This is a genomic window from Clostridium sp. MCC345 (genome assembly GCF_018785345.1).
GTDB classification, from domain to species: Bacteria; Bacillota; Clostridia; order Lachnospirales; family Anaerotignaceae; genus Anaerotignum_A; species Anaerotignum_A faecicola.
In genome coordinates this window covers 88,034-103,090 of the sequence record NZ_WQPP01000003.1, presented here as the reverse complement: position 1 = coordinate 103,090, position 15,057 = coordinate 88,034, and the positions used below count along the sequence as shown (strand labels likewise).

Below are 15,057 nucleotides of genomic sequence, written 5' to 3'. Positions count from 1 at the left end.
ATCCCACTTGTTTTCTATAAAAATATCTTATATCAATCATAATTTTTCATTTAGACTTCCTCCATCCGAACCGCCGTATCCAAGGCAATTTCCATCATCTGGGTGAAGGTATTCTGTCTCTCCTCGGCTGTGGTGGCTTCGCCTGTAATCAGATGGTCGGAAATGGTAACAATGGTCAATGCGCGTTTGCCTGCCCTTGCCGCCTCCAGATACAGTGCGGTCGATTCCATTTCCACCGCAAGCGTACCCATTTTCGCCCAGGAAACGGTTTCCGCCATGCCGCCCTCGTTATAGAATGCATCAGAGCAGAGGAGATTGCCAACGTGCATTTCAATTTTCCTTGCCTTCGCGCAGTCCACCGCTGTGGAAAGAAGCGTATAATCCGCTGTGGGAGCTAAGGTGCCGGGCATGTGATATTGCTCGGCATAGCTTGAGGTTGTGTTGGAGCCGATGCCTGCCACGATATCGCGCACCTTCAGCCTTTCGGACAATGCCCCCGCGGAGCCGATGCGGATAATGTTTTCCACATCATAGAAATTGAATAATTCATGGCTGTAGATACCGATGGAAGGGCAGCCCATGCCGCTTGCCATAACAGAAACCCTTTTGCCCTTATATAGACCCGTATAGCCGAGAATCCCACGGGTGTGGTTGACCTCCACGGCATCGGTCAGAAATGTTTCCGCAATGAATTTCGCCCGTAAAGGGTCGCCGGGCATCAATACTGTTTTTGCAAAATCGCCTTTTTCGGCAGAAATATGAGGTGTTGCCATATCCATTCCCTCCTTATTGTTATTGAAGCTTGCTATTGAAAATTTTTCTCGTTTCTCAAATCGTTTCTTATTTTTCCTCGCGCAGGCTTTTTAAAAGAGAAATCTCTTTGGCGTAGCCCGCCGCCTCGTTCGGTGTTTCCAGATAAAACGGCAGATGGCACAGCTTCGGGTGGTTGATAATATTTGCAATGCCTGCCAGACCAAGCGTACCCTCACCGATTTTCTCGTGTCTGTCCTTATGACTGCCGATGGGATTCTCGCTGTCGTTCAGGTGAATGGCTTTCAGCCTGTCCAAGCCGATGATGTCATCAAACACCTGCAAAACGCCATCCAAATCCCCGATGATGTCATAGCCGCCATCATACACATGGCAGGTATCCAGACAAACGCCCATGCGCTCCTTCTGCTCTACTCTGTCCAAAATGGCGCGCAGCTCCTCAAAGCTTCTGCCGACCTCACTGCCCTTCCCTGCCATGGTTTCCAGAAGGACGAGGGTTTTGCCGCCTGCCGAAAGAATATCGTTCAATGCGTCCGCAATCAAGGGAATCCCGATTTCCACTCCCTGCTTCACATGGCTGCCGGGGTGGAAATTAAACATCACATCAGGCAGAAGCTCCAGCCTTGCCAAGTCCTCCTTCATGGTATTTCTGGCGAAGGTGCGCAAATCCTCCTTCGCGGCACAGGGGTTCATGGTATAGGGTGCATGGGCAAGCAGTGTGCCGAAGCGGTGCTCCGCATGAAAGGCATTGTATTTTTCGATATCCTCTAAATCCAGCGCCTTGACAGAGCCGCCTCTGGGGTTTCTGGTGAAAAACTGGAACACATTCGCCCCAAGCTTCACTGCCTCCTTCCCCATGGCAAGATAGCCCTTGGCGGCAGATAAATGACAGCCGATATAAAACATAGTTGTCCTCCTTAGCCGATATAATACACGATATTGGTAAATTCCGTCATGCTTTCCCCGCGGTTGCAGTAGGTATGGGGCTGGGTGCAGTCAAAATGGATGAAATCCCCTTCTCTGAGGAGATATTCCTCGCCGCCGTAACGCAGAACCATTTCCCCTCGCGTCACCAGAAGATATTCATGCGTATTCATGCCATGCCCTTCGGAAGTGTATTCCTTATGTGCATCCAATTCGCCGTTGAAAAACTCAAAATCGCGCGCAGGGTTGGCTGTATTGTAATGATAGGCACGATAGCCGTCATACTCCGCAATAACGCTTTCCTCTTTTCGAATCAGCAGAGGCACATCAATCTGCTCATCAATCAGCTTTGTATAGGAAACCTGTAAGCCACCTGCGATCTTCCAGAGAGTGTTGATGGTAGGGTTGGATTCGCCCTTCTCAATCTGGCTGAGCATAACCTTGCTGACACCGGAAAGCTCCGACAGCTTTCCCAAACTGAAGCCACGCTCTGCGCGCAGCCGTTTTAAATTGACAGCAATAATTTCATTCAGATTCATGGAGGAACCTCCTTTCTTCTCTTTTTTTATTTTACCCTGTTCTTCCTCTTTCCGCAAGCAAAACAACGCTTGCGGCTTTGCGTCTGCCGCCGTATAATTGTCTGAGCTGAAACAAGCGGAACCAAAAGGAAAAAGAAAAGGAAAAGAGACCATGAAGGAAAAACTGCTTACATTTTTCAAAAAAGAAACGATTCTCTGCATTGCCTGCCTGTTGGCAGTGCTTTCGGCATGCATTGTGCCGCCCGATGCAGCGTATCTTGGCTACGTTGATACAAGGGTGCTGATTCTGCTTTTCTCGCTGATGGCAGTATTGGCAGGCTTTCGCGCGCTTGGCATCTTCGACCGCATGGCAAATCTGCTTCTGGCAAGGGCGAAAAAAATGCGGCAGTTGGCGCTGACCCTAGTCATGCTGTGCTTTTTCTCCGCAATGCTTGTGACCAATGATGTGGCACTGATTACCTTTGTGCCGTTCACGATTTTACTGCTGCAGCGCGTGCATTTAGAGGAAAAGCTGATTCCCGTTATTGTTCTGCAAACGATTGCCGCCAATCTGGGCAGTATGCTGACCCCTGTTGGCAATCCGCAGAATCTCTATCTTTATACCATTTCGGGGATTGGGGTCGGGGCGTTTTTCAGAATTACCCTGCCGTTTGTTCTCGTGTCCTTCTTTCTGCTGCTTCTGCTCTGCTTTTTGCAGGGAAACACCTCCTTAGCCACACAGCCGCAGACAACGCCACCCACACGGACAAGAGCAGAAAAACAACAGCTTTTCGGCTTGACGGTGCTGTTTTTTCTTTGCCTGCTGGCAGTTTTCCGCATCCTGCCCGTTCTGCCGCTGTTGGCGTTGTCACTGGTGTGGTTTCTGCTGTTTCAAAAAGGGATTCTGAAAGAGGTGGATTACTGCCTGCTGCTCACGTTTGTATTTTTCTTTATCCTGATTGGGAATCTGGGACGTATTTCCGCCATACGGGAAGCCCTTCAAGCACTGCTCTATGGCAGAGAGGTGCTTGTTTCTTTTCTGAGCTGTCAGCTCATCAGCAATGTGCCTGCGGCGGTTCTGCTTTCAGAATTTACCGACCGATATGACCTTTTGCTTGCAGGGGTGAATATCGGTGGTCTGGGGACATTGATTGCCTCTATGGCAAGTCTGATTTCCTATAAATATTTCGCACAGATACCGAATGTCGGAAAGGGGAAATATCTGCTCTGGTTTACCCTTGCGAATCTTCTGTTTGCGATAGTTCTGCTGGGGCTTGCAGCTTTGCTCCCCTCCTGACTGCAAAGGGCGATTTTATTGCATTTTATCATAGCCTCCTCTGCCCAAAAAGTATTCCAAAAGGCAAAAAGCTATGCTAAAATAAAAAAATATCAAATCCCTTTGAACGAACGAGGTGTATCGCATGCCGAAACGAAAGCAGGATTTTAACACCATATACATATCTGAACGATTACAGGAGGCACTGCGCCCAATTTCGCGCTGTGCGCTGACAGCTGTGGTTGCACCAATGGGCTATGGCAAAACAACCGCTGTCAACTGGTATCTTGCGGAGCGCAGGAAAGAGGAAAACGCGCGCATCATCCGTATCAGCGTCTATTCCGACAATCTCGCAATTTTCTGGAAAAGCGTACAGGATGCCTTTTTGCGTGCAGGGCTTTCCATTTTGCTGGATTATCCCTGCCCGACGGATGCCGCCGGCGGCAGTCTGCTGGCAGATGACCTTTGCCATGCGCTTGCAGGAGAGAAGCCATGCTATCTTTTCATTGACGATTTTCATCTGCTGACAGATGTACACACCGCTGCCTTTCTCTGCACGCTGGCGAACCGTCTGCCCGAAAATGTGCATGTCATTGTAGCAAGCCGCGACCGTTTTCTGCCCTTTGCGGCACAGGTACGTCTGGGCGGCAGGCTCTGTCAGCTTGGCACGGCAGAGCTGCGTCTGAACCATGCAGAGCTTGCCGTTTATGCACACCGCTGTGGCACTGCCCTTTCGGATGCAGAAATTTCCTCCCTGCTTTATACGAGTGAGGGTTGGTTTTCCGCAATTTATCTGCATCTGCGTACGCTTGCGGAACGTGGCACTTTGCCCAACCGTAAATCCGATATCTACACCATGTTTACCGCCGCAATGATTGCGCCCCTGCCTGTGGATGCAAGAGAATTCCTCGCGGTTATGGGGCTTGCGGATGAATTTACGCTGGAAATGGCGCACTTTATTACAGAAACTCCCCATACAGAAAAGCTGCTGACCACACTGACGGAGCAAAATGCCTTTGTGAAGCGTCTGCCCGATGGGAAGGTCTATCGTTTTCACCACATGATGAAGGAATGTGCAAAGCGCACCTTTCACACGCTGCCGCCCGAAAAGCAAGCGGTGTACCGCAGCCGTTTTGGTATCTGGTATGAGGAGCACCGCCAATATCTGCATGCCATGGCGGCGTATCGGCAAGGCAGAAATTATGATGCTCTGCTTCGCATTGTGGAGCAGGATGCAGGCATCCTGCTTTCCTCTCTGTCGCCCAAAGCAGTGCTGAAGGCAATCGAGGAGTGTCCCGTTTCGATTCTGAAGGAGCATCCGCTCGCAATTCTCGTGCTGATGCGCAGTATGTTCAACTGGCGGCTGATTCCCGAAATGATGCGGATGAAGGAGCTTCTGCTGACCGCTATCGCAGAGCATCCGGAGCTGCCGGAGCAGGAAAAGGGAAACCTTCTGGGAGAATGTGACCTGATTCTCAGCTTCCTGATGTATAATGACATCAGTGCTATGAGCAGGCTCCACCGCAGCGCAAGCAAGCAGATGTCCCGTCCTGCCGTCAGCATACAGAACGTCGGCGGCTGGTCATTTGGCTCGCCCTCGGTTCTGATGATGTATCACAGAGAGCCCGGCGCACTCAAAAAGGAGCTTGCCGAAATGGAGGAATGTATGCCCCATTATTACAAAATCACGAATGGGCATGGACAGGGGGCAGAAAAAATCATGTCCGCCGAAGCCTATTTTCTACAGGGAAAATTTACAGACGCGCAGATTGCTTTGGAGCAGGCGTATGCCCAAATTGAAGGAAATGGACAGGAAAACATTGCCCTCTGCTGCGATTTTCTGGCAAGACGGCTTTCCCTCTGCATCGAAACAGAGGAACGAGCTTCCTTCGCGGCACGGCGTGCGTATCTTCTGAAGCAGCATAATATCGCATGGCTGAATATTTTCAATGCGACTGCCGCCTATTACTATGCCCTGCTGGGGGAAACAGAGGAAATCCCCGAAATTTTCCGCACGCACACGCTTTTCTCCGTCAATATTCTTGTTCCCGGCAAGCCCATGATAGAAATGGTTGAAAATCAGGTTTATCTGGCGCAGGGTGCTTATGCAAAGGTCATCGGGCGGAGCGAGGGATTGCTTGCCGCCTGTGCAGGGCTACAGTATGCCTTGGTGGCGCTGCATCTGCGGATACAGACCGCGGCGGCGTATGCCATGCTCGGAAAAACAGAGGAGGCGCAGGCGCTTCTTTTGCAGGCATTGCAGGAGGCAGAGCCCGATGAGTTTCTTCTGCCCTTCGTGGAAAATTACCGCTATATCAAAAAAACGCTTGAAAAGCTGCCGCAAACGCCCCTTCTTGCACGCATCCAACGGCTTGGAAAGGCATCCGAACAGCGGCAGAAGCAGCTTTCCACGCATCGTCCTGCATCCCTTGCCGCGCTGACGGAACGAGAATATGAAATCGTGAAGCTGATGGCAAGCCGTCTGCGGAATCGGGAAATTGCGGAAAAGCTGTTCCTTTCCGAGGGGAGCGTCAAGCAATATATCAATCAGATTTATTCCAAGCTACAAATTGAAGGGGATACCCATAGCAAGAGAAAACAGCTCTTTCAATTACTGGAAGAAAAAACCTAACTTTTGGTTAATAGCCTTTTGCCTTTTATCCATCGTACAATAACAGTACGGTGGATTTTTTATTTACTTTTTTTGAAGAAGGGAGGATATCCGAGGGGAAGAACTGTGATTGATTCAGCTAAAAAGGAGGAATACTATGATAAAACGAATATACAGCAGCCTGCTTGCGCTGGTTATGGTGGTAGGGCTGCTGCCGACGACAGCATGGGCGGAGGTCACTGCTGAAAATGACTGGAATATTTTTAAAACAGATGATTATAGTCTGCCGGAAACACAGGAGCAGATCCTTACGGCTATGATTCAGAATCCAAAATTTGCAGATGCTTGGGCACCTATTGTAAATAATATTTTGCCCAAAACATTCGTCAATGACAATGAGTGGTCTAGCTATGATGAATCTTATACAAAATTTACTGCAAATGATTATGCAAATGTAAAATATACATCTAAGGGTCTGCGAGATGCTGTCAACAGTTGCATTGACAAGAGCGAAATTAAAAATGGCACAGGCATTTTGAACAGTCTGCCTGAAGCAGAAACTCCTGTTTACTATGTATATACAAAAGCGGAAAAGAAAAGAGATACTGGACACTCTTATATAAGCACCGGCTATGGTTATTATATTCAGCTTTTCTATGACTTTGAAATCGAAGGCATTAAGGGCAGATTTAAATCTCCATCCGTAGAGAATGATGATACACAAGAATCTTTAGAGGAGAGAGGCTATAGATTTTCCATGGGCGGCAGCTCCGACAGCTATAAGGTAACAGCAGAAAACCGCAACGATTTTGAAAATACCGTAGAAAAAAGCTATACCTATGAAAAGAGTACCTCTACCTCTACCACAGTTTCCAACACCTATTCTCAAAACTGGACAGAGGAAACCACGATAGGCGTAGAATTCAGCGTTCCCGTTTTGGCGGCACTTTCGCCTACCGCAAAGGTGGAACAGAGCTTCTCCTATTCCTACGGAATGGAAAAGACCTACGAAACCAGCAAGGAGGAATCCTATTCCCAGTCCATTCAGGACACCATCTCCGTTCCTCTGCCTGCACATACCGGCATTGATATTAACGTGGATGTAAAGGATATGACAACTACGATTCCTTATACAGGTGCGGTACACATCAAATACAAGACCATGATTCTCTCGGCTTCCGGTTGTAATGTAACCAAGGTGAACGGTACCAACGAGAATCGATGGAAAGAAAGAACATACCAAAAATACACCTTCGGTCGTGACGGCAGATCCGCTATCGAGGATTTGGATGCCAGAATCGAAAACCGCAATGTCTCCGGCTTTGACCCCGATAAATTAAATATGAATACACTTTATCAGGGTGAATTCAAAACCGCCGCTGACGCACTCCTCTCCGGCCAGCCTGTAGCACCGTATTTCGGCGATTTCCACTACACCTCCAAAAACACAATCATCACACCACAGCAGGTTTATCCGATTTACGCCTTAGATAGACTTGTTCCAGATACGGAGAACATCACGCTGTATGAACAGCAGGATATGCGTCTGGACAGCATTAAGGTGCAGGCATTAAATGAACATGCTGTGGCTTGGTATGGGTTCAATCCTCGCTTGAGCGGCAAATGGACAGTTGTGGATGAAAACCTTGATGACGCATCGGAATATGCAGAAATCACAAAAAACAAAAACGGCTACCCTCTCTTGCAGGCATTGAAGCCGAATGACGGAAAAGAGCTTTTCCTTCGCTACGAGCCGAAGTCTTCCATTGAAACAACGGATGATTTCAACAGCGAATTGATAGAGCTTACCATCAATCCTGTAAAGCTGTCCTCCGTTACGGTGGAAGGCTCCTTTGACACCTTCTACCTGAATGACGGAAACAACAAAACCGATGTTGCGGGGCTTACCGTTACCGCAAAGGATGAGGCCGGCGAAGATTTCACCGTAACAACAGACAGAATAAAATGGTATGCAGAGGAAACAGACGGCATTACCGTAGATGAAACCACCGGCGACATTTCCTTCGACAAAGCAGGAACCTATCAGATTTATGCAGTTGTCAATGGAACAGAATCCAACAGAGTGGCTCTGCAGGTACTCCCCAAAAGATATTTGAACGAAATTACTGTAGAGGGAACCATTCCCGATTTAACTTACGATGACGATGCTGCAAATACCTTCGACCTTTCTTCTCTTACCATCACAGGCACAGACCAGTATGGTCATGATTATGCACTTGATGCAGACGAGTATGACTGGAGATTGACAAGCGATAAGGGCTATGCCGCAATTAACGGAAATACAATTACAGGGCTTGTTGTGGGAATGGATACAGTTACACTGTATTACCCTGTAGGAAAAGATGATAATAACGAAACGGTATATAAGCAATCTCTCCCGATTACCGTAAAGGTCGTGGCAAAGCCTTATGTAGATGAATTTTACTATAACGACGGCGCACCCAATGCGGTAGAAGGTATGGCATACAACCTGACACAGATTCCTCTGATGGCACGAGATCAGCATGGAAATCCCTTTAATGTACCCAATGACATTGTATGGAAATTGGCAGACAATAACGAAACAGAAGCAACGCTTGATACCACAGCAGGAACACTTACCGTTAAAGCAGGGCAGGTACCGAATGCCTCTTATGCAGATGTAATTTTAGAGGCATATTCTCCTTCCATCGACAAAACAGCAAGGAATATTGTTGTAAAGGCAGAACAACAGCCTGTTCTGAAAAGCATCAAGGCAACAATGAACGAAAGCTTCATTTTGCGTCTGGATGAAAATGCCAAACTGGCAGACCATTTCAGCGCAGTCGGATATGACCAGTACGGCAGAGAAATGCAGAATCTTACCTTTACATGGCATACCACAAAGCCCGATGTGGTTTCTCTGAAAAACGGAACACTGAAAGCACTCAAGGAAGACTCCACCGAAATTTATGCGACCGCAGATGAAATCGAAAGCAACCGAATCACACTGACGGTAGCAGCACCGAGAAGATTAACCGGCATTTCCGTAAGCGGTGTATCCTCCACAGCGGCAAAAAATACAACCCTTGACTTAACAAAACCCGTTGTAAAAACCTTTGATCAGTTCCAGAAGGAATTCAGCTCGGATGAACTGAAGGCTTATCCTGCATCCATCCGCTGGACACTGGAAAAGAACGATACCAATGCCGTTATTGACGGAAACATCCTGAGCTTTGGCGACAAGGACGGCAAAATGACCTTGATTTGCGCGGCAGTAAATACAGATACCAACGTAATCGTTGAAAAGAGAATCGACATTCAGATTGGCGGCTCCTCCTCTGGCGGCGGTTCCTCCTCCGGTGGCGGCGGCGGTGGTGGCGGCGGCGGTACAGCCAAATCCGCTTATATGATTACCGTTGAAAACACCAAAAACGGTGAGGTAATCTCCAGCCACAAGACAGCCGACAAGGGAGATACCGTTACATTGACTGCTACTCCTGATAAGGGCTATGCTGTTCGACGCATAATCGTTACAGACAGCAGTGATCAGAAGCTGACACTGACCGAAAAGGATAGCAAATATACCTTCACAATGCCCGCCTCTAACGTGACCGTTAAAACCACATTCATCATGGATAAGTCCAAAGATGAAGTACCAAACCCCTTCGAGGACGTTTCTGCAAGCAGCTACTACTATGATGCAGTTCAGTGGGCAGTGAAGAATGGCACTACCGGCGGCACATCCGCCACAACCTTCTCTCCCGATGCTCCCTGCACACGCGCGCAGGCGGTAACCTTCCTGTGGAGAGCGGCAGGCAGTCCTGCACCTAGCAGCACAGAAATGCCCTTCGCAGATGTACCTACGGATGCCTACTATTATAATGCGGTACTGTGGGCAGTCGAAAACGGCATTACCGGCGGCACATCCACTACAACCTTCTCCCCCGATGCTCCCTGCTCCCGCGGACAGATTGTTGCCTTCCTGTGGCGCAGCAAGCAGTCCCCTATGGTTGCGGCAGAAAATCCGTTTATGGATGTGAATGCAGCGGATTATTACCATAATGCAGTGCTTTGGGCGGCAGAAAACGGCATTACCGGCGGCACAGGCGCAAATACCTTCAGCCCCGATGCTCCCTGCACACGCGCACAGATTGTAACATTCCTGTATCGCGCATTGCATAAGTAACCCCTTTCCCCAACTGCCTTTCTGTTGGGATATAAAAAGCGGCGTAACCGAAATCGGTTACGCCGCTTTTAGTATAAACTATTTTATAAACGTCTTTTTATTTCTCTGCCGGAACTTCCTTATCCCCGTACAATTTACGGATAGCAAGAATTACAACAACCATGGAAACGATTGCGATAGGCAGGTTGATCATCCAATTCTGGATGAGTGCCGCCAGAACGTAGTTCACAGCGGAAACAGCCGCTACAGTCAGTGCATAGGGCAGCTGTGTGGATACATGGTTGATGTGGTCACACTGCGCACCTGTGGATGCCATGATGGTGGTATCGGAGATAGGAGAGCAATGGTCACCGCAAACCGCACCTGCCAATGTAGCCGCTACGGTAATGGTCAGCATTTCACTGCCTGTCTGCATAATAGGCACAACGATAGGCAGGAGAATACCGAAGGTACCCCAGGAGGTACCTGTTGCAAATGCAAGGAACACCGCGATACAGAATACGATAATGGGAATAAAGACCTGCAAAACGCCTGTGCTGTTTGCCAGAATACCTGCAACGAATACATCCGCGCCCAGAAGCCCTGTAATACCGGACAGTGTCCATGCAAATGTCAGAATCATGATTGCAGGAACCATCGCCTTAAAACCTTCGGGAAGCGCTTCCATGAACTGATGGAAGGTCAGCACGCGGCGAGGGATATACAGCAAGAAGGTAATCAGCAGTGCCGCTGCAGAGCCAAGCAGAAGGCCTGTGGGTGCGGAACAGTTTGCAAAGGCATTGATGAAGCTTTCGCCTTCAAAGAAGCCGCCTGTGTAAATCATGCCGATGATACAGCAGATAATCAGCACGATAACGGGCAGAACCAGGTCGATAACCTTACCATTGCCCACTACCTCGGATTCTGCCTCTGCACTTGCAAAGGGTCTTGCATCTGTGGTATAGAGATCATTGTTCAGCTGTGCATTTCTTTCATGCTCCAGCATAGGGCCGAAGTCTGTATTGGTGATGGTCAGTGTCAGCATTGCCACAATGCTCAGCAGTGCATAGAAGTTATAGGGAATGGCTCTGATGAACAAATCCAAGCCGTTCACGCCCTCAACTACGCCGGCTACTGCCGCAGCCCAGGAGGAAATGGGAGCAATGATACAGATAGGAGCCGCTGTTGCATCGATGATATACGCAAGCTTCGCTCTGGAAACCTTATGCGTATCCGTAACGGGACGCATAACAGAGCCTACGGTCAGGCAGTTGAAATAGTCATCCACGAATACCAGAACGCCCAGCAGGAAGGTGGACAGCAGTGCGCCCTTTCTTGTTTTGATTGCCTTAACTGCCCAACGGCCATACGCCGCAGAGCCGCCTGCCTTATTCATCAGCGCAACCATGATACCCAGAATAACAAGGAAAATCAGAATCCCCACATTGTCGCTGTCGGAAAGCTTTGCCAGCATACCGCCGTCTGTGATATCAGTGAAAATCGTCAGATAGGTCAGCTTGGGGCTGAAGTTCGCATAGAACAGACCGCCGACCACGATACCGATGAACAAAGAGGAATAAACCTCCTTTGTAATCAGTGCCAGAATGATTGCAACCAGCGGAGGCACCAAAGACCATGCGGTTGCATACATTTTACTTGTGTGCTCTGCCGCTTCTGCATCGCCCGCAAAAACGGTTACGGACATGGCTGCCGCTACCAGAACAACCACAAAGAGCGTTCCCAGCCATGTTTTTTTGATGTTGCTTTTTGTTTTCATAACCCTTCTCCTTTCAGAAAATCTTAAATGATAAAAACAGTAATAAAGGAATAAATAAGATGATATCGGTTGTCCCCAAATTTCGGAAACAAAAAAGCCCTGCGCAAAGCGCACGGCATCAGAAACATAAAAATATGCTGAAATTCCGATAGCGCTCCACATCCGTGACAGTACATTACATTTTTTGCAATGTCCCAGCAGCTTCTTCCCTTGGGCAGAAAAAGCCACTTCGGCAACGCCGCCTTTCCCCCTCCTGCCGCCCACGGCTCTATTGGGAGAGGATACTCATCGTCATTGCACCTCTATCTTCCTTATTTGTTGTCTGACGTTTCCGTCGGACTATTCTTCATTCATAACATACCGAAGCACTAAAGTCAAGCCTTTCTGTAAAAAAGAACAGGTTTTACGGTTTTTTGTTGACTTTTGTGCGAAAACAAGCGCAAACGGTTTTTCTGCGGATACATTCCTTCTTTTGCATCGACAATACACGCCACCTCTGTTTTTTATTCACATATTCGCGTGAATATTGCATAAACTGTGTATACAATACACATATACACAGCTTCTATCGGAATTACCAAAGCGTTTTTTTGCAGAACAGCGGCAAATTCTATATAGTTTTTGCAGATTTTCTCTCTGATTTTTGTCTATTTTATCTCTCGTATTTTTATTTCTCTCCGTTCTCGCTCTGCAATTCGCTAAAATTGAATAATTATACATATATTTATTGACTTCACCCATAAGGAGTATATAATAAGAATAAATCATCATTACCATGGGGTAATCATTTATTTCGGAAGAAAAAGAAAGGAAGGAACAGCCTGATGAAGCATAAGGTATACATCGACGGGCAGGCAGGCACAACAGGTCTGCAACTGCGTCAGAAGCTGCAAAATCACAAAGATGTGGAAATCCTCTTAATCAGCGAGGAGCTGCGAAAGGATGAGGCAGAGCGAAAAAGACTGATGAACGAGGCAGAGGTTGTTTTTCTCTGTCTGCCGGATGATGCGGCAAGAGAGGCGGTTAAGCTGGTGGAAAACCCGAACACCTGCATTATTGACGCAAGCACAGCCCACCGCACAGATCCCGATTGGGTATACGGCTTTCCTGAGCTTTCCCCTCTGCATAAGGAAAAAATCAGGCATGCAAAGCGCATTGCCAACCCCGGCTGCCATGCCACAGGCTTTATTGCGGCGGTTTATCCCCTCATTCGGCTTGGTATCATCGGGACGGATTATCCCTTGACAGCGCACAGTCTGACAGGCTACAGCGGCGGTGGCAAGGCAATGATTGCCGAATATGAAGCGGAGAACCGCTCTCCCCTGTTCGACAGCCCCAGACAGTACGGTTTGGGACAGCAGCATAAGCATCTGCCCGAAATGCAGTATGTGACAGGGATTGATACACCGCCTGTGTTCTGCCCCATCGTTGTGGATTATTACAGCGGCATGGCAACCTGCATCCCTCTGATTGCCTCTTTATTCAAAAAGAAGGTGACAAAGGACGAGCTATTGGCACTGCTGACAGAATATTATAAGGATGCAAAGCTTATCAGTGTCGGCACAGAGGAAACGAACTTCTTGGCATCCAATCCCCTGAGTGATACGAATGAGCTCAAGCTCTATGTTGAAGGGAATGATGAGAGAATGACGCTCATCAGCGTATTCGACAATCTGGGCAAGGGTGCATCCGGCGCAGCAGTAGAAAACATGAATCTTGTATTAGGTCTGGATGAAACGACCGGTTTACTATAAGGAGGAAATACTATGCAAAAGATAAACAGCGGTGTCACAGCACCCAAGGGCTTTCTTGCCGGCGGGGTGCATTGTGGCGTAAAAACAAACAATACCGCAAAAAAGGATATTGCTATCATTTACAGCGAAAAGCCCTGCACAGCAGCAGCGGTTTATACACAGAATAAGGTTTTCGGCGCACCCATCACCGTAACCAGACGAAACATTGCGGACGGCATGGCGCAGGCAGTTGTCTGCAACAGCGGCAATGCGAACACCTGCAATGCGGACGGCGTGGAAAAGGCAGAGAAAATGTGTGTTCTGGCAGCAGAAGCACTGCATCTGAAGCCGGAGGATATCATCGTAGCCTCTACCGGTGTCATCGGGCAGGTGCTTCCCATCGAGCCCATCGAAAAGGGCATTACGGCACTGGCTCCCATCATTTCCAGAGAGGGCAATCTGGATGCCGTGCAGGCCATCATGACCACAGACACCAAGCCCAAGGAAGAGGCTTATGAAATCGAGATTGGCGGAAAAACAGTCAAAATCGGTGCAATGGCAAAGGGCAGCGGCATGATTCACCCCAACATGGCGACCATGCTTGGCTTCCTGACCACAGATGCGGCAATCACAACGCCAATGCTGCAAAAGGCACTCAAGCTGGCAGTCGATGATACCTTCAACATGGTCAGCGTAGACGGTGACACCTCCACAAATGATATGGTTTCCATCATGGCAAACGGCATGGCAGAAAACCCCGTCATCGACAAGGAAGGCGCAGATTTTGATTTATTCGTTGCAGTTGTCAAGGAAATCTGCACTTCTATGGCAAAGAAGATTGCCGGTGATGGCGAGGGTGCAACAAAATTAGTGGAATGTACCGTTACAGGCGCACCGACCATTCCTCTGGCAAAGGCGATTGCGAAATCCGTGATTACCTCCAGCCTGACAAAGGCGGCAATGTTCGGCGCGGATGCCAACTGGGGGCGTATTCTCTGTGCGATTGGGTATACAGAGGGTGACTTTGCCGTAGATACCATTCAGGTGGATATTTCCTCGCCCAAGGGCAGTATTCTGGTCTGCGAAAACGGTGCAGGCGTTGCCTTTGATGAGGATAAGGCGAAAGAAATCCTTCTGGAGGATGCGATACATATTGAGATTGCAATGAAGCAAGGCGATGCAAGCGCAACCGCTTGGGGCTGCGACCTGACATACGATTATGTGAAGATCAACGGGGATTATCGCACTTGATACCATAAAACCGTGGGATTCCATCCCACACCCTGCTTGAATGAAGCCC

At 48.5% G+C, this 15,057-nt stretch carries 9 protein-coding genes and 1 riboswitch; of the genes, 5 read left to right on the top strand and 4 right to left on the bottom strand.

The genetic code is table 11. The features are described 5' to 3' along the window. Positions 1–50: 50 nt before the first annotated feature. The 3 genes from deoD to GPK49_RS00615 form a co-directional block, all read right to left on the bottom strand. Complete coding sequence (gene deoD, locus GPK49_RS00625; protein ID WP_215676445.1) at positions 51–773, bottom strand: purine-nucleoside phosphorylase; 723 nt, start codon at positions 771–773, stop codon at positions 51–53. A gap of 67 nt (positions 774–840) precedes the next feature. After that, the gene (locus tag GPK49_RS00620; RefSeq protein ID WP_215676444.1) at positions 841–1,677 is read right to left on the bottom strand and encodes a deoxyribonuclease IV; all 837 of its coding nucleotides are present in this window, start codon (positions 1,675–1,677) and stop codon (positions 841–843) included. Between the two features lie 11 nt (positions 1,678–1,688). Then, entirely contained in the window at positions 1,689–2,234 is a 546-nt protein-coding gene (locus GPK49_RS00615; RefSeq protein ID WP_016406673.1) for a helix-turn-helix domain-containing protein, read from the bottom strand. 151 nt (positions 2,235–2,385) lie between these two features. On the opposite strand from GPK49_RS00615, the gene GPK49_RS00610 reads away from it, so the two are divergent. The 3 genes from GPK49_RS00610 to GPK49_RS00600 all read left to right on the top strand — a co-directional run bounded on the left by GPK49_RS00610 (position 2,386) and on the right by GPK49_RS00600 (position 10,268). Beyond that, positions 2,386–3,510 (top strand): SLC13 family permease, encoded by a 1,125-nt coding sequence (locus GPK49_RS00610; protein ID WP_215676443.1) that lies wholly within the window; start codon positions 2,386–2,388, stop codon positions 3,508–3,510. A 124-nt stretch (positions 3,511–3,634) separates the two neighbouring features. Continuing rightward, a complete protein-coding gene (locus tag GPK49_RS00605; protein ID WP_215676442.1) occupies positions 3,635–6,121 on the top strand; it encodes a LuxR C-terminal-related transcriptional regulator in 2,487 nt (828 codons plus the stop codon). Positions 6,122–6,257: 136 nt separating this feature from the next. Beyond that, the gene (locus GPK49_RS00600; protein WP_215676441.1) at positions 6,258–10,268 is read left to right on the top strand and encodes an S-layer homology domain-containing protein; all 4,011 of its coding nucleotides are present in this window, start codon (positions 6,258–6,260) and stop codon (positions 10,266–10,268) included. 97 nt (positions 10,269–10,365) lie between these two features. Here the strand turns inward: GPK49_RS00600 and GPK49_RS00595 are convergent, their stop codons facing one another. Beyond that, positions 10,366–12,024, bottom strand: a complete 1,659-nt coding sequence (locus tag GPK49_RS00595; RefSeq protein WP_215676440.1) for a Na+/H+ antiporter NhaC family protein — start codon at positions 12,022–12,024, stop codon at positions 10,366–10,368. Positions 12,025–12,165: 141 nt separating this feature from the next. Beyond that, a riboswitch (Lysine riboswitch) is annotated at positions 12,166–12,337 on the bottom strand. A gap of 511 nt (positions 12,338–12,848) precedes the next feature. Here GPK49_RS00595 and argC point away from each other — a divergent pair. Beyond that, on the top strand, positions 12,849–13,778 hold the full coding sequence (gene argC, locus GPK49_RS00590; RefSeq protein ID WP_016406668.1) for an N-acetyl-gamma-glutamyl-phosphate reductase: 930 nt from the start codon (positions 12,849–12,851) through the stop codon (positions 13,776–13,778). Between the two features lie 12 nt (positions 13,779–13,790). Beyond that, the gene (gene argJ, locus GPK49_RS00585) at positions 13,791–15,008 is read left to right on the top strand and encodes a bifunctional glutamate N-acetyltransferase/amino-acid acetyltransferase ArgJ (protein WP_215676439.1); all 1,218 of its coding nucleotides are present in this window, start codon (positions 13,791–13,793) and stop codon (positions 15,006–15,008) included. Positions 15,009–15,057 lie beyond the last annotated feature (49 nt).

What these genes read in the sequence shown, in the direction of transcription:
- deoD (WP_215676445.1), bottom strand. Translation starts at nt 773, where the DNA reads ATGGCAACACCTCATATTTCTGCCGAAAAAGGCGATTTTGCAAAAACA.
- GPK49_RS00620 (WP_215676444.1), bottom strand. Translation starts at nt 1,677, where the DNA reads ATGTTTTATATCGGCTGTCATTTATCTGCCGCCAAGGGCTATCTTGCC.
- GPK49_RS00615 (WP_016406673.1), bottom strand. Translation starts at nt 2,234, where the DNA reads ATGAATCTGAATGAAATTATTGCTGTCAATTTAAAACGGCTGCGCGCA.
- GPK49_RS00610 (WP_215676443.1), top strand. Translation starts at nt 2,386, where the DNA reads ATGAAGGAAAAACTGCTTACATTTTTCAAAAAAGAAACGATTCTCTGC.
- GPK49_RS00605 (WP_215676442.1), top strand. Translation starts at nt 3,635, where the DNA reads ATGCCGAAACGAAAGCAGGATTTTAACACCATATACATATCTGAACGA.
- GPK49_RS00600 (WP_215676441.1), top strand. Translation starts at nt 6,258, where the DNA reads ATGATAAAACGAATATACAGCAGCCTGCTTGCGCTGGTTATGGTGGTA.
- GPK49_RS00595 (WP_215676440.1), bottom strand. Translation starts at nt 12,024, where the DNA reads ATGAAAACAAAAAGCAACATCAAAAAAACATGGCTGGGAACGCTCTTT.
- argC (WP_016406668.1), top strand. Translation starts at nt 12,849, where the DNA reads ATGAAGCATAAGGTATACATCGACGGGCAGGCAGGCACAACAGGTCTG.
- argJ (WP_215676439.1), top strand. Translation starts at nt 13,791, where the DNA reads ATGCAAAAGATAAACAGCGGTGTCACAGCACCCAAGGGCTTTCTTGCC.